The sequence below is a fragment of the Gemmiger formicilis genome (genome assembly GCF_900167555.1).
GTDB lineage: Bacteria > Bacillota > Clostridia > Oscillospirales > Ruminococcaceae > Gemmiger > Gemmiger formicilis.
The window spans coordinates 23,794-43,778 of record NZ_FUYF01000002.1; the positions used below are offsets into that span (position 1 = coordinate 23,794).

The following is a 19,985-nucleotide window of genomic DNA, read 5'->3' on the forward strand; positions in this document are numbered from 1 at the left end:
GGGCCGGGCATGCCCGGCCCCTACGACCATTTTAAGAATTTTGAAAGGTACCCATGGAATGCGCCTGAAAGAACTGGAAATCCAAGGCTTCAAATCCTTCCCCGATAAGACAAAGATCGAGATCGGCGAGGGCATTACCGGCGTTGTCGGGCCGAACGGCTCGGGCAAGTCGAACATCTCCGACTCCATCCGCTGGGTTCTGGGCGAGACCAGCTCCAAGCAGCTGCGCGGCAGCGGCAAGATGGAGGACGTCATCTTCGGCGGCACCCAGTCCCGCGGTGCCATGGGCTATGCCTCCGTCGCGCTGACCATCGACAACAGCGACCACGGTCTGGACATGGACGCCGACGAGGTCACGATCGGCCGCCGGTACTACCGCAGCGGCGAGAGTGAATACTCCATCAACGGCCAGAACGTCCGCTTAAAGGACGTGTACGAGCTGCTGCTCGACACCGGCATTGGCCGCGACGGCTATGCCATCGTCGGGCAGGGCCGCATTGCCGAGATCGTCGGTGCAAAATCCGCGGAGCGCCGCGAAATTTTTGAGGAAGCGTCCGGCATCGCCAAGTACCGTTACCGCAAAAACGAGGCCGAGCGCCGCCTGGACGCCGCCGAGGGCAACTTAGAGCGCCTGCGGGACATTCTGGGCGAATTGGAAAAGCGCGTCGGCCCCCTGAAACGCGACAGCGAGAAGGCCCAGCAGTTTCTGGAATTGAGCGAGAAGCGCAAGACGCTGGAGATCACACTCTGGGTCGATGCCATCCGCCGCGCCAACGACTCGCTGCGCGACCAGCAGCGCAAGTACGAGGCCGCCCAGGCCGACTATGACCGCCTGAGCCGCCAGCTGGACGAGTTTGACGAAAAAAGCGCGTCCCTGCGTGCCGAGGCCCAGCAGCTGGTGCTGGCCGTCGAGCAGGCCAACGCCGACATCCGCGCCATCACCGAGGCAAACGCCGGCAGCGAGAGCGAGATCGCCGTCCTGAAAAACGAGAGCGAGCACAGCCGGTTCCGCATCGACGATGCTACGTCCGAATTGGAGCGCGCCGGGCAGGGCCGCGAGAGCATCGAGCGCGAGGCCGCAGACCACCGCGCCGCCATCGAGACGCTGAAAAGCGGCATGGCCGGGCTGGACGCCCGCGTGGCCGAGCTGCGCGAGGCCCTGCGTGCCCTTGAGGAAAAGGCCGCTGCCAGCGGCGAGCGCCGCGACGTCATTGACGCCGCCATGGCCCGCCTGCAGGACACCGCCACCGCCGCCAGGGTCAGCGCCGCGTCGGCGCAGTCGGCAGGGGAGGCTGCGGCCAACCGCCTGGCCGAGGCGCAGCGCCAGGCCGAGGAGCTGAAAGTCGGCGCCGCCGCCACCGACGAGGAACGCCGCCGCGCCGAGCGCCGCTTTAAGGACGCCGAGGAGGCCGTGACCCGCAACGACAACATCAAGGCGGGCCTGAAGCTGAAATTGGACAGCCGCCGCCGTCAGCAGGCCGAGGCTGCCGACAACCTGCAGAAGGCGGACCGAGAAAGGTCCGCCGCCGCCCAGCGCATCCACATTCTGGAAGATCTGGAGCGCAACATGGACGGCTACCAGCAGAGCGTCAAGGCCGTCATGCGCGCGGCGGGCGGCGGGCGGCTGCGGGGCATCATCGGCCCCGTGGCGGGCATCATCACCGTCGAAAAGGGCTACGAGACCGCCATTGAGACAGCGCTCGGCTTTGCGCTGCAGAATATCGTCGTCGAGGACCAGGGCTGTGCCCGCGCCGCCATCGGCTTTTTGAAGGACGAGCGCGCAGGCCGCGCTACGTTTTTGCCGCTGGACACCGTGCAGGGCTCCCGCTTCACGGGCCGCCTGACCGGCACGGCGGAGGTCGCCGCCGACCTGGTCAGGACAGACCCGAAATATCAGCATATCATCGACAATCTGCTGGGCCGCATCATCGTGGTCGAGGACCTGACCGAGGCGTCCGCCGTGGCGCGGAACCTCGGCTATCGGAACCGCATCGTCACGCTGGACGGCCAGGTCATCAACGCGGGCGGCTCGTTCACCGGCGGCTCCACCGCCCGCAGCGTCGGCGTGTTCAGCCGCAAGCAGGAGCTGGACGAGCTGCGCAGCAAGCTGGCGAAGCTCGAGCAGAAACGCACCGAGGCGGAAAAGGAATTGGCCGCCCGCAAGGCCGAGGTGGACAACCTCTCGGCCCAGCTGGCCGGTGCCGAGGGCGAGGGCATGAACGCCGCGACGGAGCACGTCCGCGCGAACCTCGAGCTCGAGCGCCTGACGAAGGCCGCCGCCCAGTACGACGAGACGGCCCGGAGCATCGAGGCCGAGATCGCCGCCCAGCAGGCCGCCGTGACCCGGAACGAGACCGCGCGCACCGAGGCCGAGAAAGCCCGGACCGACGCCGAGGCCGAGCTGGCGCAGTACACCGCCGAGCTGGCAGCCTTGGGCGAGAGCACGGGAAGCCTGACGGCAGAACGCGAAAAAATCACCGGTGAGCTGTCCGAAAAGCAGCTGCAGCGCCTGGCGGACGAGAAGGACGTCGGCCTGCATGAGGCCGCGCTGGAGGGCTTGCGGAGCCGTACCGGCGAGGCCGACGCCCGCGCCCGCGAGCTGCAGACGGCGATTGAGGCCGCCAAGGCAAAAATCGAGGCCAACGCGCTGAAAATCGCCGAGATGGAGCGCGTGCGCGGTGACAACCAGCAGAAAATTGCCGCCGCGGAGGAAACGATTCGATCTGCCAACGCGGCCCGCCTCGAAAAGGAGGCTGCGATCTCGAAGCTGGGGCAGGACAACCGCGCCCTGACCGACGAGCGCGAGCGGATGAGCGGCGAGATGGCCCGACTGGCCGAGCGCCGCACCGCCGCTGAGACCGAGCTGAACGACACCAACAGCAAGCTGTGGGAGGAATACCAGCTGACCGAGAGCGAGGCCCGCAGCCAGTGTGTGCCGTTTGAGAGCCTGACCGAGCTGCGCCGCAGCGTGACCGAGGTCCGCGGCAAGATCCGCGCCTTGGGCAACGTCAACGTCGGCGCGATTGACGAATATAAAGAGGTCAAGGAGCGCTATGACTTCATGAAGGCGCAGGTCACCGACGTCGAAAAGGCGAAGGCCGAGCTGACGAAGATGATCGCCGAGCTGTGCAGCGAGATGCAGGAGCTGTTCACGGCGAGCTTTAAGCAGATCAACGCGAACTTCCAGCAAATCTTCAAGGAGCTGTTCGGCGGCGGTCATGCGCGGCTGTACCTGTCGGATGAAGCGAACGTGCTGGAATCCGGCATTGAAATCGAAGTCTCGCCCCCGGGCAAGGTCATCAAGAACCTGTCCGCGCTTTCCGGCGGCGAGCAGGCGCTGGTCGCTATCTCGATCTATTTCGCCATCCTGCGCGTCAACCCCGCGCCGTTCTGCTTCCTCGATGAGATCGAGGCCGCGCTGGACGACGTAAACGTCGCGCGCTATGCGCAGTATCTGCGCCGCATGACGGACCGCACCCAGTTCATTGTCATCACCCACCGCCGCGGCACGATGGAGGCCGCCGACGTCCTCTACGGCGTCACGATGCAGGAGGACGGCGTGTCGAAGATTTTGCGCCTGGATCTGGATAATGTGAGCGCGGACCTTATTACCTGATGGCATGCAGGGGCCGGGCATGCCCGACCCGCCGCATAAATACGACCACCCGCCAATGGGAAGCCACACAAACCCGCGGGGCGGCAAATCAAAAGTAAGGAGGGCCACGATGGGCTTTTTCAACTTTTTCAAACGCGATATTTCCGAGGAGGAATTTCAGGAGCAGCAAAAGGTCAAGCGCGGGCTGGAAAAGACCCGCACGGGCTTTTTCCAGCGCATCGTCAATACGCTGACCAACGCGCAGATCGACGATGATCTGTACGACCAGCTCGAGGAACAGCTCATTCTGGCCGACGTCGGCCCCGCCTGCGCCGTGCGTCTGGTGGATGAGCTGCACGACGAGGTCGAGGAAAAACACCTGAAAACCGGTCAGGAGGCACTGGACGCGCTGCGCGGCATCATCTGCCAGGAGCTGACCCCCCGCTACCCGATGGAGCTGGACGGCAAGCCCGCCGTCATTCTGGTCATCGGCGTCAACGGCGTCGGCAAGACCACGACGATTGCCAAGCTGGCCGGCCTGTACAAAAAGCAGGGCCGCCGCGTCATGCTGGCAGCGGGCGATACCTTCCGCGCCGCCGCCAGTGAGCAGCTGGAGCTCTGGGCCGAGCGCGCCGGCGTGCCGCTGGTCCAGGCCGGCATGGGCGCGGACCCGGCGGCGGTCATCTTCGACGCCGTCAAGAGCGCCAACGCCCGCGGCTACGACATGGTCATTGCCGACACCGCCGGACGTCTGCACAACAAGAAGGGCCTGATGGACGAGCTGTCCAAAATCTCCCGCAGCGTCAAGAAGGCCAGCCCCGAGGCGAGCCTTGAGGTGCTGCTGGTGCTCGACGCCATCACGGGCCAGAACGCCATCAGCCAGGCCGAGGAGTTCTGCAAGGCCGCCAACGCCACCGGCGTGGTGCTGACCAAGCTCGACGGCACGCCCCGCGGCGGCTGCGCGGTCTCTGTGTGGGAGAACCTCGGTCTGCCCATCCGCTTCATCGGCGTCGGCGAGAAGATCGACGACCTGATGGAATTTGACGCACAGACCTTCGTCGAAAGCCTGCTGCCGGAATCCGCCCTGCAGAAGGACGGAAAAAAAGAGGAAGGGGAGAGCGAAGCATGATCGTTTGCGCCGCCAGCAACAACGCGGGCAAGCTGAAGGAATTGCGCCGCATTCTGGAACGCATGGGCCATGAGGTCAAGAGCCTGCGGGAGCTGGGGATAAACCTTGACCCCGAGGAAACCGGCACGACATTTGCCGAAAACGCCCGCATCAAGGCCGAGGCGTTCTGCAAGGCCAGCGGCCTGCCCACCGTGGCCGATGACTCCGGCCTCTGCACCGATGCGCTGCACGGTGCGCCCGGCGTCTACAGCGCCCGCTACGCAGGGCATCACGGCGACGACGATGCGAACAACGCAAAGCTGCTGCGGGAGCTGACCGACGTGCCGGAGGAACAGCGCGGCGCAAAGTTCGTGTCGGCGGTTTGCTTCATGCTGCCGAACGGACGCGCACTGGAGGTCGAGGGCGAGTGCCCGGGCCGCATTGCGTTTACATTGCAGAACGGCGACTACGGCTTCGGCTATGACCCGTTGTTTATCCCCGACGAGTACGGCGCACCCGACGGCAAGCGCCCGAACACCGAACGCCGCAGCTACGCCCAGCTCACCCCCGACGAGAAGGACGCCATCAGCCACCGCGGCCGGGCGATGGAGAAGCTGGAAGCGGAATTGCCGGCGTTTTTGGGGTGACATGTAAAAGCCTTCCCCTTTGGGGGAAGCATTTGTAGGGGCCGGGCATGCCCGGCCCGCAGCATAAAAGCAGCAACCCGTTTAAAAGGAAACCACACAGACTAGAGGGCCGGGCATGCCCGGCCCCTACCGAGATATATACAATAAAAAGGAGATAATTTATGGCACTTACCAGCAAACAGCGCGCGGCTCTGCGCAGCGCGGCGAACACGATGGACCCCGTTTACCAGATCGGCAAGGGCGAGATCGACGACACCCTCAAGCAGGGCATCGCCGACTGCATCGCCGCACGCGAGCTTATCAAAGTAAAGGTACTGGAAAACAGCGAATATTCCGCCCGCGAGGCCGCCGACATCCTGTGCGAGGCGCTGGACTGCGAGTGCGTGCAGGTCATTGGCCGCAAATTTGTGCTGTTCAAGCAGAAGAAAAAGGAAAGCGCCTACACCGCCGTGCTGGCAAAATGAAAACACTGCTCTACGGCGGGACGTTCGACCCGCCCCACAACGGCCACATGAACAACCTGCGCGCCGCGCTGGCACTGGTACAGCCGGACCGCGCCCTCGTTATGCCCGCGGGCACGCCGCCCCACAAGCACGCCAGCGCCACCCCGGCAGAGCTGCGCCTGCAGATGTGTGCCTGCTTTGCAGCGCTGTCCCCGGCGGTGCAGGTCAGCGATTGGGAGATACGCCGGGGCGGGCGCAGCTACACCGTGCACACGCTGGAATGGCTGCGCGGCCAAGACCCGGACGGCGCACTGTACCTCTGCGTCGGCAGCGACATGCTGCTGACGTTTCAGGAATGGTACCGCTGGCAGGATATGCTGAAAATGGCTGCCCTCGTCGTCGAGAGCCGCACCGGCACCGATGAGGCCGCCCTGCACGCCGCCGCCGCAGAACTGAAAAAGGCCGGGGGCCGCGTCCTTTTTGCCCGCGCCGAGAGCTACCCCTGCGCGTCGAGCGACATCCGCAGCGGGAAGATCCCGCGGGAGCAGTGGCCGGAGGTGCTGCCGCCGGAGGTGCTGGCAGTGATAAAGGAGCATCGGCTGTACGGGAGCCTGTAGGGCGGCCTGCCCCCAGGCCGCCGCGGCGGGGTGAGGGCACCCCGCCCTACGCATGACCCGAAAAGGCTGCTCTGTAGGGGCCGGGCATGCCCGGCCCGCAGCATAAAAATACACCACCCGTTCAAGGGCAATCACGGCAAAGTTGAGGGCCGGACATGTCCGGCCCCTACAGCCAGTCAGGAGAAGGAAAAACGCCATGGATTACTCCGAAGCCAAGAAGTTGGTCAAGGCCCGCCTGAGCGAAAAGCGCTGGACGCACACGAAAAATGTAAAAAAAATGGCTGTAAAACTTGCCAGGCGCTGGGGCACAGACCCGGAAAAGGCCGCTATGGCGGCAATTTTGCACGATTCCGCCAAGGAACTGCCCAAGCAGGAGTTGTTGCAGATTTTTGCCGATAATGCTATAATAGCAGAAAATGCCCCCGCGCGTCCGTCGCCGGTCTGGCACGGCATCGCCGCCGCCATCCTGGCCGAAACGCAATGGGGCATCACCGACCCGGAAATTTTGTCTGCCATCCGCTGCCATACTACCGGCAAGCCGGAAATGTCCAAGCTCGATAAGATCATCTATTTGGCCGATATGACCAGCGCCGAGCGCGACTGGCCCGGCGTAGACGACCTGCGCGCGCTGGAAATGCAGGATCTGGACCGGGCTCTTTGCGACGCACTCAAGCGCAGCATTGATTTTGTGGAAGAAAAGGGCGGCTCGCTGGACCCTGAAAGCGTCGCCGCTTATGAGTATGCAAAAGCACACCTTGAATAAAAACACTCCACAGAGCAGGGAGGAAATGTAATGAGCGAACCGCGTAAGCTGTATACCGGCAGTGCATCGGGCGGGCTGGATCAGGAGCAGTATGAGGCTGCCCGCCGCCGCGCCCAACAGCTGGCCGAACAGAATGCCCGCCGCCGCACCGTGCAGCAGCCCATGCGCACGGCCCAGGGACGGCATATCAGCCAGCGCCCCGTTGTGACCGAGCAGCCGGCCCCCGCACCCGAGCCGCCGGTACAGGAGCGTGCCCAGCAGGCTGCGCCCGCACCGGAAAAGCCCCGTGAGCTGACCTACGCCCAGCGGCAGGCCATGGCCTACCGCGCCGCTGCCGAGCGCAGATACGGCGATACCTTGCAGTTTCAGGTGCAGCGCCCCCGCCGCACCGTGAACCGCCCGCCGGAGCCGGAGCAGCGCGCCCGGCAGGCCGCCGCCCAGCTGTATGAGCAGCCCGCGGCTCCGCGGCAGGTGCAGCAGCCCGCCCCGCGCCCCCAGGCGCAGGCCCCTGTGCAGCAGGCGGCTCCCGGTGCCCCGGCCCCCGTCGGCGGCATCCGGCTGGAGGAGGCTGCCGCGCAGCCCCGCCGCGCAAAGCATGCGGATGCCCCGCAGTCCGCAGCCCATAAGCCCCGCACCGCCGCAGGCGGCAATGGCGGCAGCCGCAAGCCCCCGCGCGATGAGGACGATGCCCCGCGCAAGGCAAAGGGCAGAAAGTCCGGCAAAAAGGGCGGCAGCGGCAAGGGCGGAAACGGGAAAAAGAAGAAAAAGATCCGCTGGTGGCAGATCCTGCTGATCACGCTGCTGGTCATCGCGCTGATCTTCGGCGGTGCGTTCGCGCTCATCATGGGGGCCATCACCCCGGCGGGCGGCAACATCAAGCTGAACCAGCTCATCAACACGCCCAAGGAATTCCAGGGCAAGGAGTTCAACATCCTTGTCACCGGCGTTGACCGTTCGTCCACCGGCGATCTGTCCGCAGGTGCGGCCAATGACTCCAACGTCAACGACGGCATGACCGATATGATTTTGTACGTCCATTTCAACAATGAGACGGGCGAGATGAAGATGCTGCAGATCCCGCGTGATACGATGGTCACGACGGACACGAGCGTCTCCGGCAACTTCCGCATCAACGGCGTGGCCAAGACCCAGGGCAGCGACGGCAACAACAACATGGCCGCCCTGTGTGAGCTGGTCGCAGACCAGTACAAGCTGCCAATCGACGGATTTATGACGATCCGCCTGGAAATGCTGACCGAGCTGGTAGACCTGTTCGGCGGCGTGGAGATCAACGTCCCCATGGATGTAGACTACGCCGCGCTGGGGCTGGGAGACAGCGTCATTCACGCCGGCTACCAGACGTTGAACGGTGCGTCGATGGAGTTCCTGCTGCGTGCGCGTAAAATTTACCCCGACGGCGACATTGGCCGCCTGAACATGCAGCGCCAGTTCTACGCGGCACTGTTCCGCAAGCTCAAGAGCATCGGCAACATCTGGGACGTCGCCAAGCTGACCCCCGCCGTGCTGAACTATATGGAGACGAACCTCAGCGCGTCCGACCTCATCAGCTTTGCCATCAGTATGCTGAAAATTGATTCCAGCAAGATCATGATCTGCCAGATGCCGGTCATCAGCGGCCCGCAGTACAACGGCCAGTCGCTTTTGTACCCCGCGCGGCAGGCGGATGCGGACCTGCTGAACCAGTACTTCCGCGAGAACACCGGCCCCGTCGATGCCAGCCAGCTGAACCTGTGCGACAATGTCATTGACCTGTCCGGCTACACGGCCACCGACCCGAACATCCAGCAGATGGGCGGCCTGATGGCCGCGGCGGACGACGCGCAGAAGAACGAGAACCTCGACGGCTCCAACCAGGTCACCGACATCATGGCGTCCGAGTCCACGGCGGAGAGCGAGAGCACCGACACGGATTCCACCGATACCGAGAGCCAGCCGGCAGCGTAATACAGAAAAACTTCGGGTAAAGGCGAAGCTCTCTCCCTCAGCCGCCTGCGGGCGGCAGCTCCCTCGCAGAGGGAGCCGAGAAAAGAGCGCGGCGAAGCCGCCGCTCTCTTGCCTCCCTCTGCGAGGGAGGTGGCCCGCAGGGCCGGAGGGAGAGAACCTCCCGCAGCCCGAAACCTACCCCTTTAAGGAGAACATCTATGGAAAGCAAAGAACTTGCCATTCGTCTGGCGCGTGCGCTGGACGCAAAGAAGGCCGTCAACGTCCACATTCTGGCCGTGGAGGACCTGACCACCGTCACCGAATATTTCGTCATTGCCACGGGTATGTCCACCACCCATGTCGGCGCACTGGCCGATGAGGCTGAGTTCCAGCTGGACCGCGAGGGCGTCAAGGTGCTGCGCACCGAGGGCCACGACGGCAAGCGCTGGGTGCTGCTGGACTACGGCAGCGTCATCGTCCACGTCTTTACCCAGGAGGCCCACGACTACTACGACCTCGAGCACCTCTGGGCCGACGCCACGGTTGTGCCCGCCAGCGAGTGGATGCCGGAGCAGCCCGAGGACGAGCAGTAAAAATGCGGAATGGCTTCCCCCTCGGGGGAAGCTGTCAGCGGCCCCGACCGCTGACTGATGAGGGCAGATTTTCCCGCGGTAGCCTATAAACGGGCAGCGGCGGCACACGCGCCCCTCATCCGGCCCTGCGGGGCCACCTTCCCCCCAAGGGGAAGGCTTTAACGCTACCCATCTAAAATTCATCTGTGGGGAGAAGAATCATGAAATACGACTTTAAAACAGTTGAGGCCAAATGGCAGAAGGTCTGGGAGGACGAGGATACCTTCCATGCCGAGATCGACCATTCCAAGCCGAAATTCTACGCGCTGGTCGAGTTCCCGTACCCGTCCGCCGCGGGCCTGCACGTCGGCCATCCGCGCAGCTACACCGCGCTGGACATCGTCGCGCGCAAAAAGCGTCAGTGCGGCTATAACGTCCTGTACCCCATGGGCTGGGACGCCTTCGGCCTGCCTACCGAGAACTACGCCCTGAAAAACCACATCAACCCCGAGATCGTCACCGCCCAGAATGTGGCCCGCTTCAAGAGCCAGCTCAAGGCGCTGGGCCTGTCCTTTGACTGGGACCGCGAGATCAACACCACCGACCCCGAGTACTATAAGTGGACGCAGTGGATCTTCATCCAACTGTTCAAGAAAGGCCTTGCCTACAAGAAGGAGACCACCGTCAACTACTGCACCGGCTGCAAGGTCGTTCTGGCCAACGAGGAGGTCGTCAACGGCGTCTGTGAGCGCTGCGGCAGCCCCGTTGTCCAGAAGAACAAGAGCCAGTGGATGCTGAAGATCACGGCCTACGCAGACCGCCTGATCAACGACCTGGACGACGTCGATTACATCGACCGCGTCAAGACCCAGCAGCGCAACTGGATCGGCCGCAGCCACGGCGCCGAGATCAACTTCGACACCACCGCGGGCGACACCCTGACGGTCTACACCACCCGCGCGGACACGCTGTTCGGCGCGACCTACATGGTCATCAGCCCCGAGCACGCCTTCATCAAAAAGTGGGTCGACGCGGGCCTTATCCGGAACGCCGACGCCGTCGCCGCCTATCAGGAGGAGGCCGCCCGCAAGTCTGACTTCGAGCGCACCGAGCTGAACAAGGAAAAGACCGGCGTTGTCGTCGAGGGCGTCAAGGGCATCAACCCCGTCAACGGCAAGGAGATCCCCATCTTTATCTCCGACTACGTCCTGGCAACCTACGGCACCGGCGCCATCATGGCCGTGCCCGCCCACGACACCCGCGACTGGGAGTTTGCCAAAAAGTTCGGCCTGCCCATCATCGAGGTCGTCAAGGGCAATACCCCCAGCGACCTCGACAAGGAGGCCTTCACCGACGTGGCCACCGGCACGCTCGTCAACTCCGACTTCCTGAACGGCCTGTCCGTTGAGGATGCCAAGAACAAGATGTACGCTTGGCTTGAGGAGAACGGCAAGGGCCACAAGCAGGTCAACTTCAAGCTGCGCGACTGGGTGTTCAGCCGCCAGCGCTACTGGGGCGAGCCGATCCCCATGGTGTACTGCGACAAGTGCGGCTGGGTGCCCCTGCCCGAGAGCGAGCTGCCCCTGCGCCTGCCCGAGATCAAGGACTTTGAGCCGGGCGAGAACGGCGAAAGCCCGCTGGCGCGCCATACCGAGTGGGTCAGCACGACCTGCCCCTGCTGCGGTGCCCCCGCCAAGCGCGAGACCGACACGATGCCCCAGTGGGCCGGTTCGAGCTGGTACTTCCTGCGCTACTGCGACCCGAAGAACCACGACGCCATCGCCAGCAAGGAGGCGCTCGAGTATTGGAGCCCCGTGGACTGGTACAACGGCGGCATGGAGCACACCACCCTGCACCTGCTGTACAGCCGTTTCTGGCACAAGTTCCTGTATGACATCGGCGTTGTGCCCACCAAGGAGCCGTACCAGAAGCGTACCTCCCACGGCATGATCCTGGGCCTGAACCCCCATGCCTTTGAGAACCAGCCCGATGCCGAGCGCAAGCGCCTGCTGGCCGAGTACGGCGACGAGAAGGGCGCGCGCAAGGCCCTTGTCGAGAAGTACGGCGAGATGGCCGAGCACCCCATCGTCAAGATGTCCAAGTCCCTCGGCAACGTCGTCAACCCCGACGATGTGGTCAACGAGTACGGCGCCGACACGCTGCGCCTGTATGAGATGTTCATCGGCGACTTTGAGAAGGCCGCCCCGTGGAACACCTCCTCCATCAAGGGCTGCAAGCGCTTCCTCGATAAGATCTGGTCGATGAGCGAGAAGCTCGTTCCCGGCGAGGGCGTCCGCCCCGAGCTGGAGGCCGTTGCCAACCGCACCATCAAGAAGGTCGGTGAGGACATTGACGCGCTGAAGGCCAACACCGCCATTGCCCAGCTGATGATCTACGTCAACGCACTGAGCGATCAGGGGGGTGCGACCAAGGCAGAGTACGAGCTGCTGCTGCAGCTGCTGAACCCGTTTGCCCCCCACATGACCGAGGAGCTGTGGCAGCAGCTGGGCCACACCGAGCAGCTGGCCTACCACGCCTGGCCGACCTACGACGAGGCCAAGTGCGTCGAGCAGACGATTGAGATCGCCGTGCAGGTCAACGGCAAGGTCAAGGCCCGCATCAAGGTGCCCGCCGCCATCGAGAACGCGGACGCCATCGCCGCCGCCAAGGCCGAGCCCGCCGTAGCCGAAGCGATTGCCGGTAAGACCATCGCCAAGGAGATCTACGTCAAGGGCAAGCTGGTCAATATCGCGGTCAAGGGCTAAAATTTCATAGCATTTTAAGGCAGAGCGAAGGCTCTGCCTTTTTTGTGTTGCAGAAGCCATTCAGTCTGAGCGGCTTCCCTCTTGGGGGAAGCTGTCAGCGGCCCCGCCCGCTGACTGATGAGGGGGAACTTACCCACAGCAGTCCGTCTACGGGCGGCAATGGCACACCTGCCCCTCATCCGGCCCTGCGGGGCCACCTTCCCCCAAAGGGGAAGGCTTAGGGCTCCCACTACATCCGTTGTTTACAAACCGCCCAAACTACGCTATAATAAAACCATCAAAAACTTTGACGAAAGCAGGTCCTACCATGCTCATCAGTCTGATCGTACCCTGTTACAATGAAGAAGAAGCGATGCCGCTTTTTTATAAAGAAGCCTCCCGCGTGGCGGCGGAGATGAAAGCCAGCCACGGCGCGGAGTTTGAGTTTATCTTTGTGGACGACGGCTCCCGCGACGGCACGCTGCGCGTCGCGCGTGAGCTGCACGCGCAGGACCCCCGTGTGCGGTATGTCTCGTTCAGCCGCAACTTCGGCAAGGAGGCCGGTATCTACGCGGGTTTACAGGCCGCCAGGGGCGATTACGTCGCCACGATGGACGCCGATCTGCAGGACCCGCCCGCGCTGCTGCCGCAGATGCTGGACACGCTGCTGACCGGCGAGTACGACTGCGCCGCCACCCGCCGCACGACCCGCAAGGGCGAGCCGCCGTTGCGCAGCTGGTTTGCCCGCAAGTTCTACCAGATCATCAACAAGATGTCTGATACGGAAATTGTCGACGGTGCGAGGGATTTCCGCCTGATGAGCCGCAAAATGACCGACGCGGTGCTCAGCATGGCCGAGTACAACCGCTTCAGCAAGGGCATTTTCAGCTGGGTCGGCTTCAAGACCAAGTGGTTCGACTATGAGAACATCGAGCGCGTCGCCGGTACGACCAAGTGGAATTTCTGGGGCCTGTTCAAGTACTCCATCGAGGGCATCGTCGGCTTCTCGACCACGCCGCTGCTGATCGCGGCGGGGGCGGGCGTGCTGTTCTGCATCCTCGCGTTCATCGGCATCCTCTTTGTCGTCGTCCGCGCGCTGATGTTCGGCGACCCGACCTCCGGCTGGCCCAGCATGGTCTGCATCATTCTGCTGTGCAGCGGCGTCCAGCTGTTCTGCACCGGCATTGTGGGCGAGTACCTCGCCAAGACCTACCTGGAGGTCAAGCACCGCCCCATCTACATCGTCGCCGAGACCGAAGAGGACAAAAAATAAACGATGGACTGGCAGAAAAAAGTGAGTCTGTGGTGGGCGAAAAACTTCCGCCCGCTGGTCGTGGCGCTGCTGGTCGGTTGCGGCGTACATTACACGATTTATGCTAACCAACTCGGCAATTTTGATGCCGTACACATCGGTGCACTGTACACTGCCGATGGCTGGCCCGAGCATCTGTATTGGGAGACACAGCAGGGGCGTTGGGCGCTGCGCCTGGTGGATATGCTGCGCGGCGGCATCAATCAGCCTGCGCTTTCGGCATTGCTGATGCTGTTCCTCTACGCATTGGCGGGAGTGCTGCTAACGGATTTGTTTGCTGTGCGCAGCCGTGTGGCAAAATATCTCATCCCGCTTACACTGGTCTGTGCGCCCTATGTAGCGGAAGTTGAAACCTACCACTATTGCAGTGTATCCTATGCGCTGTCTTTCCTGCTAGCGGTGCTGGCCGTGCGATCCGCCGTCTGCGGCGTACGGTTTGTCTGGCTGATGGGTACGGTCTGCCTGGCGTTCGCGCTGGGAATGTATCAGGCCAATCTGGGCACAGCGGCGGGCTTGTGCGTCATGCTGCTGCTTCTGGCCGTTCTGCGCCGCCCCGGCGAATGGCAGGCCACCGGCCTGACTGCCCTGCGCATGGTGTTGATGGGCGGCAGCGGTGCGGCGCTGTATATGCTGATTTTAAAATTGTTCCTGCGGCTGTACGATGTGGGCCTATCCGGCATCAACGGTATCAACACCGTGGGAATGGAGACACTGCGCAATCTGCCGTTAGGCCTGAAAAACGCCTACTTTGATTTTTACGCCTACTTCTTCACCCACGGCATTGCCCAAAACCACTATGGGCAGATCGCGGGCTACCTGCTGCTGTTTGTGCTGGCGGCGCTGGCCGGGCTGCGGTGGCTCGTCGTGCTGCACGACCGCAAGGCCGCCGCTGTGGCGGTGGTACTGGTGGCCCTGCTGCCCGCCGCAGCCAATGTGACCGACGTTATCAACACCGGGGCCACTGTGGCGCTGCGGATGGCGGGCTCGCTGGCCATCGTGGTGCCGTTTGCCATCGCCGTGATCGACGCGGCTCCCGCACTGACGGAACGGGCGTTCTCCTGGGGAATGGCGCTCTGCACGGCGTTTTGCGCGGTGCTGCTGCGCGGGTTTGCCGTGCAGGTCAACAACGACGCGGCGGTCATGCTGAAACAAAAGACCACAGTTGTGAACCTCGCCAACCGCCTGTGTACCCGGCTGGAAGAAAACGCCGACTACCAGAACGGCGCCGAGGTCGTGATCCTGGGTGAGCCGAAGCGCGGCGCGTACCCGGAGGAATCCCCGCTCAAGCCTATGGCCGGGGAACTGGCGCAGTTCGGCCCGCTCTCCTTCGACCCGACGTTCAACGCCCACGGCTGGTATGTGCTGGTGTGGGACAAGCTGGGCGTCCAGCTCAACGAATGCGCGGACGAGACTGTCCGCACCATCAGCAATTCCGATGCGTTCAAGGCCATGCCCAACTACCCGGCAGATGGCTGTATCCAGACCATCGACGGCGTTGTAACGCTGAAGGTGGCAGATTTTCCGTTTTGAGAGCTGATAATGATGCGTGATATGACCAAGGGTGCCCCGCTGGGGCACCTCTTTCTGTATGCGGTGCCGCTGCTGCTGGGGAACTGGCTGCAGCTGGCGTACAATGCGGTGGATTCCATCATCGCAGGGCGGTTCATCGGGCGGGACGCGCTGGCCGCCGAGGGCGTGGCCGGGCCGGTCATGAATCTGGTGATTTTGGCCATCAGCGGCCTGTGCATCGGCGCGGGCGTACTGATGAGTGAGGCGTTCGGCGCAAAGCGGACCGCCCGCCTAAAAGAGACGTTGGCAACGACGCTGCTGTTCGGCGCGGCGCTCTGCTGTGCCGCCGCGGCGCTGGGCTGTGCGCTGACGCCGTGGATCCTGCGCGCGCTGGCCGTGCCGGACTCGATTTTTAGCATCACCGGCATCTACCTGCGCATCGCGTTCCTGGGCGCGCCGTTCACGTTTTTCTATAACGCGCTGGCGGCGGGCCTGAAAAGTGTCGGCGACAGCAAAACGCCGCTGAAATTCCTGGCGTTCTCCGCCGTGCTCAACGCGGTGCTGGATCTCATTTTAATTGGCGGGCTGGGCTTCGGCATTGTGTGCAGCGCCGTGACCACTGTCGTGGCCGAGGCTGCCAGCGCGCTGCTGGCCGCCGTCTACCTGGCACGCCGCGTGCCGGAGCTCTGCCCCGGGCAGGGGCAGTGGCGCATCCGCCGCGACCTGCTGGGGCCGATTTTGCGCTACGGCGCGGTGACGGCGGTGCAGCAGGCCGTGCAGCCGATCTGCAAGGTGCTCATTCAGGGGCAGGTCAACGCGCTGGGGGTCGGGGCTATCGCGGCGTTCAACGCGGTCACGCGGGTGGACGATTTTGCCTTCACGCCGGAGCAGAGCATTGCCACGGCCATTACGACCTACATTGCCCAGAACCGCGGCGCCGGGCAGACCGCCCGCATCCGCCGCGGCTTTGCGGTGGGCCTGCGGCTGGAGCTGGGCTATTGGCTGCTGATGGGCAGCCTGACGCTGCTGCTGCGCCGGGGCATCCTGTCCCTGTTTGTGGCAGGGGAGGGAGCCGCCGACGTCATTGCACTGGGCAGCACGTATCTGGGCTGGATGGCGGTGTTCTACGCCCTGCCCGCGCTGACGAACGGTTTCCAGGGCTTTTACCGCGGCATGGGCAAGATGACGACGACGCTGATCGGCACCTGCTTACAGGCGGGGCTGCGTGCTGCCGCTGCTGCGGTGCTGGCCCCGCGGGTGGGCCTGCCCGGCATCGCCTTTGCCTGTGCCTTCGGCTGGTGCGTCATGCTGGCGTTTGAGGTGCCGTATTATTTTTGGACGTGCAGGGAGTTATAAGGCTTCCTCCGAGGGGGAAGGCAAAGAACGGCGGTCAGGGAGCTGGCCGCCGCTTTTTTATTCTGTAAAATTTCCCCAATATCTCGCGTTTCCGATTGTAATTTCTTCGACAAAATGCTACACTAATACTATCTATCCACAGCATAAAATCTGCCCAAGAGAGGTAACGCACCGTGCCAGAAGAACGCAAAGTCTACCGCCGCCCTGCCCGGACGGCTGCGCCCGCCCCGCAGGCCGGGCAAACGGCCCCGCGCCCCGACGCGCCCCCGCCGCCGAAGAAAAAGAAACGTCCCGGCGCCAAACGCCGCCGCAGCCGCCTTGTGCTGGGGCTGTGTTTGCTCTGCCTGCTGGTCGTGGTCATTGTGTCGGTGGTGCTGGTGCGCTGCTCGGCAGAGGAGAAAGGCCCCGCCGAGGCGGACTTCGGCACGCCCGCCGCGGCCTGGCAGAAGAACGATCTGGGCTACTACTTCAACACAAGCGGCCGGGCCATGCCCGCCGCGGTGCTCAAAGGCATGGACGTATCCAAGTTCCAGGGCGAGATCGACTGGGAAAAGGCCAAGGCTGCCGGCATCGACTTTGCCATCATCCGCTGCGGCTTCGGCGGCGAGTGGGACGGCCAGGAGGAAAACTGGGCGCAGGATGACCCCCAGTGGCGGCGCAACGCCGACGAATGCACCCGGCTGGGCATCCCGTTCGGCGCGTACCTTTATTCCTACGCCACGACGGTGGAGGAGGCCCGCAGCGAGGCCGACCACGTCGCGCGGCTGCTGGGCCTGACCGCCCCGCCGCAGGAGGGGCTGGACGACTACACCGCCGCGCCCTACCGGCTGAGCTACCCGGTCTACTACGACCTCGAGGATAAGTACATCAGCGGCGTTTTCCCCTCCGAGATGGCCGAGATCACGCAGGCGTTCTTTGACCGCCTGACCGAGTACGGCTACATCGGTGCGCAGGGGCTGTATGCCTCCCGCAACTGGGTACGCGCCCGCATGACGGATCCAGCCTTTGACAAATGGCGCGACAACCTCTGGATCGCGCGGTTCTCCGACGATTTGGACTACGCGGGCACCTACGATATGTGGCAGTGCACCTTCAGCGCCCCGGGCGCGGACTACGGCGTCCAGAGCGAGACGGTGGATCTGGATTTTGTCATGAAACCGTTTAAATTTACCGGTGTGTCCGCCTGCAACGGCAAGACCGCCGCGCCGGTGCTCCTGAACGATACCTACACCGACGAGCTGCACATGGACGGCAAGGACGCCTACGCCACGCTGGCAACGAACGAGCCGGGCGAGAAGGACGGCGGACGCAGGGTCTACTGGACGACGAGCGACAAGACCGTGGCCACCGTGGACAAAAACGGCACGGTCCGCGCCCGCACCGACAGCGGGGAATGCACGATCACGGCCACGCTGGCCGATGGCACCGAGCGCCTGACCTGCCGCGTGCGGGTCGGGGACATCACGGTCCCGATCTTTGCCACGGCGGGCCTGCGCGGGGACCGCGCCACGCTGGCGGACGCCGCCGCGCTCAAGGGCGCGACCCCGGATTCCATCCTGCTGGACGCGGGCGACAGCCTGCACGGCACCGAGAGCGCCAGCCTGACCGGCGGCATGGATATGCTGTCGGCGTTCTCGGCGGCGGGGTACGACCTGCACGCCATGGCGCTGACCGACTTTGCCTACGGCACGACCCGCCTGGTCAGCGATGCCAACATGGGCAGCGGCCCGTCGCTGGCGTCCAATCTGCTGAACAACGAGGGCACCGCTGTGTTCTATCGCTCCACAAGCTGGAGCCGCAACCGCGTGACCAATGGCCGCTACACCGTCGTGGAGCGCGCGGGGTATAAAATCGGCTTCTTTGTGTTGAACGACCCGGCGCAGGCCGCGGTCATCTCGGCGTCCAACGGGGAGTTCATCACGGCCCGCGACTGGACCGACACCGCCGCCGAGCAGATCACCGCCCTGCAGAACGCCGGGTGCGATGCCATCCTTGCGATTGTCTCCACCGCCCCGGCGGGCGACTGGCAGAAGGCCCTGCTGAGCCAGGGTGTGACGGCCATTATTGACGGCACAACGGCGGAAAACGGCACGAACGTGCTGGGCGCGGATCTGGGTCTGACCGGTGTGGCACAGCTGGACCTGGTCTTTACCCAGGGCGGTGGCTGCCGCGTCGAGCTCCGGCAGCCTGTGGCGGCTGCCGAGATGGAGAGCCGCCGCGCCACCTGGCTGGCGATGAGCACTGCCGACGCCGCGCAGGCCGACACCGCTGCCGATGCCGCCGACCCCGGCAAGGACACCGAGGCCGTGGGCGGCAGTGACACCACCGCCCCCACCGAGACGGCAGACGAGGCCCAGCAGGCCGGTGCGGACGCCTATACCAGCGCCGCGGCGGAGATCGCCACGCTGGACGCCGACGACCAGAGCATCCTCTACACGCCGCTGTTCACCTACGCGGCCAACCCCGACGCCAACAAAACCATCAGCTTCGGCAACTATCTGGCGGCGCTCTACGCCGAGATCGTCACAAATGACACGGCCACGGGGCTGCCGGAGGGGGCGTCCGTCGAGGCTTTCGCGGGCGGTGTGACCGAGCCGGAATACGGCGAGATCACCCGCGGGGATTTGATGGCCGCCCTGCCCGCGACAGCGCGCATTCAGCTGGTCAGCACCACCGCAGAAGCCGCCCGGGCGCTGGCCGACGGCGGCACGGTCAGCCGCGTCTACCAGAACAGTCTGACCGAGTACGCCCCCGAGGGGGATGTAGTCTACATCGTCACCGACACGGCGACTCTGGCCGGTCTGGGTGCGGAGTACACGGTCCTGCGCGATTACGGCGATGTCTTTTGGAGTGTTCGGATGAACATCAACGACCTGACCGCTAACTTTACCACAGAGTTTGTGCTGCCGGAGGCCCCGCAGTACGGGGTCGGGAGACGCGGCTAAAGGATTAACGGCAGTCTCCCGGGAGGTTGTTCTTTCTTTTGGCAGCAAAAGAAAGAACCAAAGAAAACTGCCGCTGTTTCGACGCAGCGGACCCGCGACTTAGGGGCTGCACGCCCCTAAGAACCCCAAAGCGGAAGTCGGAAGTCTCGGCGGCTAAACGGACGCAGTATTACTGTCCGTTCTTAACGCCGCCGAGCCTTCCTCCACTTTTGAGTCGGGTGTTCCCCCGAACCCCCGCAGGGGGAGAGGGAGGCCCCCTTGTCAAAGGGGGCTGGCCGCGCTAGCGGCCTGGGGGATTCCGACGGGCTTTCCGTCGCCGCCCATCCCCGGGCTTCACCCGCCAACTTGGAAGGGGCGGGCTGCCGCCCTCCCTCGCCCCTCTCGTGCGCACCCATTCACGGCAGTCCGTAGGGGGCGGCGTCCTCGACGC

At 64.0% G+C, this 19,985-nt stretch carries 13 protein-coding genes; all 13 read left to right on the forward strand.

Going from position 1 to position 19,985, the window contains the following annotated elements:
- Positions 1–58: 58 nt before the first annotated feature.
- The 13 genes from smc to B5D32_RS01865 all read left to right on the forward strand — a co-directional run bounded on the left by smc (position 59) and on the right by B5D32_RS01865 (position 19,555).
- Positions 59–3,616 (forward strand): chromosome segregation protein SMC, encoded by a 3,558-nt coding sequence (gene smc / locus B5D32_RS01805; RefSeq protein WP_078783383.1) that lies wholly within the window; start codon positions 59–61, stop codon positions 3,614–3,616.
- Between the two features lie 109 nt (positions 3,617–3,725).
- Complete coding sequence (gene ftsY, locus B5D32_RS01810; RefSeq protein WP_078783384.1) at positions 3,726–4,724, forward strand: signal recognition particle-docking protein FtsY; 999 nt, start codon at positions 3,726–3,728, stop codon at positions 4,722–4,724.
- Complete coding sequence (rdgB, locus tag B5D32_RS01815; RefSeq protein WP_078783385.1) at positions 4,721–5,350, forward strand: RdgB/HAM1 family non-canonical purine NTP pyrophosphatase; 630 nt, start codon at positions 4,721–4,723, stop codon at positions 5,348–5,350. Before ftsY ends, rdgB begins: the two co-directional genes overlap by 4 nt.
- A 161-nt stretch (positions 5,351–5,511) precedes the next feature.
- Positions 5,512–5,814: a YhbY family RNA-binding protein gene (locus B5D32_RS01820; RefSeq protein WP_078783386.1), complete on the forward strand. Its 303-nt coding sequence runs from the start codon at positions 5,512–5,514 to the stop codon at positions 5,812–5,814.
- Positions 5,811–6,410, forward strand: a complete 600-nt coding sequence (nadD, locus tag B5D32_RS01825) for a nicotinate (nicotinamide) nucleotide adenylyltransferase (protein WP_078783387.1) — start codon at positions 5,811–5,813, stop codon at positions 6,408–6,410. Before B5D32_RS01820 ends, nadD begins: the two co-directional genes overlap by 4 nt.
- Positions 6,411–6,606: 196 nt before the next feature.
- Complete coding sequence (gene yqeK / locus B5D32_RS01830) at positions 6,607–7,173, forward strand: bis(5'-nucleosyl)-tetraphosphatase (symmetrical) YqeK (protein ID WP_078783388.1); 567 nt, start codon at positions 6,607–6,609, stop codon at positions 7,171–7,173.
- Positions 7,174–7,203: 30 nt separating this feature from the next.
- Positions 7,204–9,138, forward strand: a complete 1,935-nt coding sequence (locus tag B5D32_RS01835; RefSeq protein ID WP_078783389.1) for an LCP family protein — start codon at positions 7,204–7,206, stop codon at positions 9,136–9,138.
- 197 nt (positions 9,139–9,335) lie between these two features.
- Positions 9,336–9,710: a ribosome silencing factor gene (rsfS, locus tag B5D32_RS01840; RefSeq protein WP_078783390.1), complete on the forward strand. Its 375-nt coding sequence runs from the start codon at positions 9,336–9,338 to the stop codon at positions 9,708–9,710.
- Between the two features lie 200 nt (positions 9,711–9,910).
- Entirely contained in the window at positions 9,911–12,454 is a 2,544-nt protein-coding gene (leuS, locus tag B5D32_RS01845; protein ID WP_078783391.1) for a leucine--tRNA ligase, read from the forward strand.
- A gap of 307 nt (positions 12,455–12,761) precedes the next feature.
- Positions 12,762–13,706, forward strand: coding sequence for a glycosyltransferase family 2 protein (locus tag B5D32_RS01850; RefSeq protein ID WP_078783392.1), 945 nt, complete (start codon positions 12,762–12,764; stop codon positions 13,704–13,706).
- Positions 13,707–13,709: 3 nt separating this feature from the next.
- On the forward strand, positions 13,710–15,275 hold the full coding sequence (locus B5D32_RS01855) for a glucosyltransferase domain-containing protein (protein ID WP_078783393.1): 1,566 nt from the start codon (positions 13,710–13,712) through the stop codon (positions 15,273–15,275).
- 9 nt (positions 15,276–15,284) lie between these two features.
- The gene (locus tag B5D32_RS01860; protein ID WP_078783394.1) at positions 15,285–16,610 is read left to right on the forward strand and encodes an MATE family efflux transporter; all 1,326 of its coding nucleotides are present in this window, start codon (positions 15,285–15,287) and stop codon (positions 16,608–16,610) included.
- Positions 16,611–16,783: 173 nt separating this feature from the next.
- Positions 16,784–19,555 carry a GH25 family lysozyme gene (locus tag B5D32_RS01865; RefSeq protein ID WP_078783395.1) on the forward strand — a complete coding sequence of 924 codons (2,772 nt, stop codon included), beginning with the start codon at positions 16,784–16,786 and terminating at the stop codon, positions 19,553–19,555.
- Positions 19,556–19,985: the final 430 nt, after the last annotated feature.

Excerpts from the sequence above, each read along its gene's own strand:
- smc (WP_078783383.1), top strand. The coding sequence starts at position 59 with ATGCGCCTGAAAGAACTGGAAATCCAAGGCTTCAAATCCTTCCCCGAT.
- ftsY (WP_078783384.1), top strand. The coding sequence starts at position 3,726 with ATGGGCTTTTTCAACTTTTTCAAACGCGATATTTCCGAGGAGGAATTT.
- rdgB (WP_078783385.1), top strand. The coding sequence starts at position 4,721 with ATGATCGTTTGCGCCGCCAGCAACAACGCGGGCAAGCTGAAGGAATTG.
- B5D32_RS01820 (WP_078783386.1), top strand. The coding sequence starts at position 5,512 with ATGGCACTTACCAGCAAACAGCGCGCGGCTCTGCGCAGCGCGGCGAAC.
- nadD (WP_078783387.1), top strand. The coding sequence starts at position 5,811 with ATGAAAACACTGCTCTACGGCGGGACGTTCGACCCGCCCCACAACGGC.
- yqeK (WP_078783388.1), top strand. The coding sequence starts at position 6,607 with ATGGATTACTCCGAAGCCAAGAAGTTGGTCAAGGCCCGCCTGAGCGAA.
- B5D32_RS01835 (WP_078783389.1), top strand. The coding sequence starts at position 7,204 with ATGAGCGAACCGCGTAAGCTGTATACCGGCAGTGCATCGGGCGGGCTG.
- rsfS (WP_078783390.1), top strand. The coding sequence starts at position 9,336 with ATGGAAAGCAAAGAACTTGCCATTCGTCTGGCGCGTGCGCTGGACGCA.
- leuS (WP_078783391.1), top strand. The coding sequence starts at position 9,911 with ATGAAATACGACTTTAAAACAGTTGAGGCCAAATGGCAGAAGGTCTGG.
- B5D32_RS01850 (WP_078783392.1), top strand. The coding sequence starts at position 12,762 with ATGCTCATCAGTCTGATCGTACCCTGTTACAATGAAGAAGAAGCGATG.
- B5D32_RS01855 (WP_078783393.1), top strand. The coding sequence starts at position 13,710 with ATGGACTGGCAGAAAAAAGTGAGTCTGTGGTGGGCGAAAAACTTCCGC.
- B5D32_RS01860 (WP_078783394.1), top strand. The coding sequence starts at position 15,285 with ATGATGCGTGATATGACCAAGGGTGCCCCGCTGGGGCACCTCTTTCTG.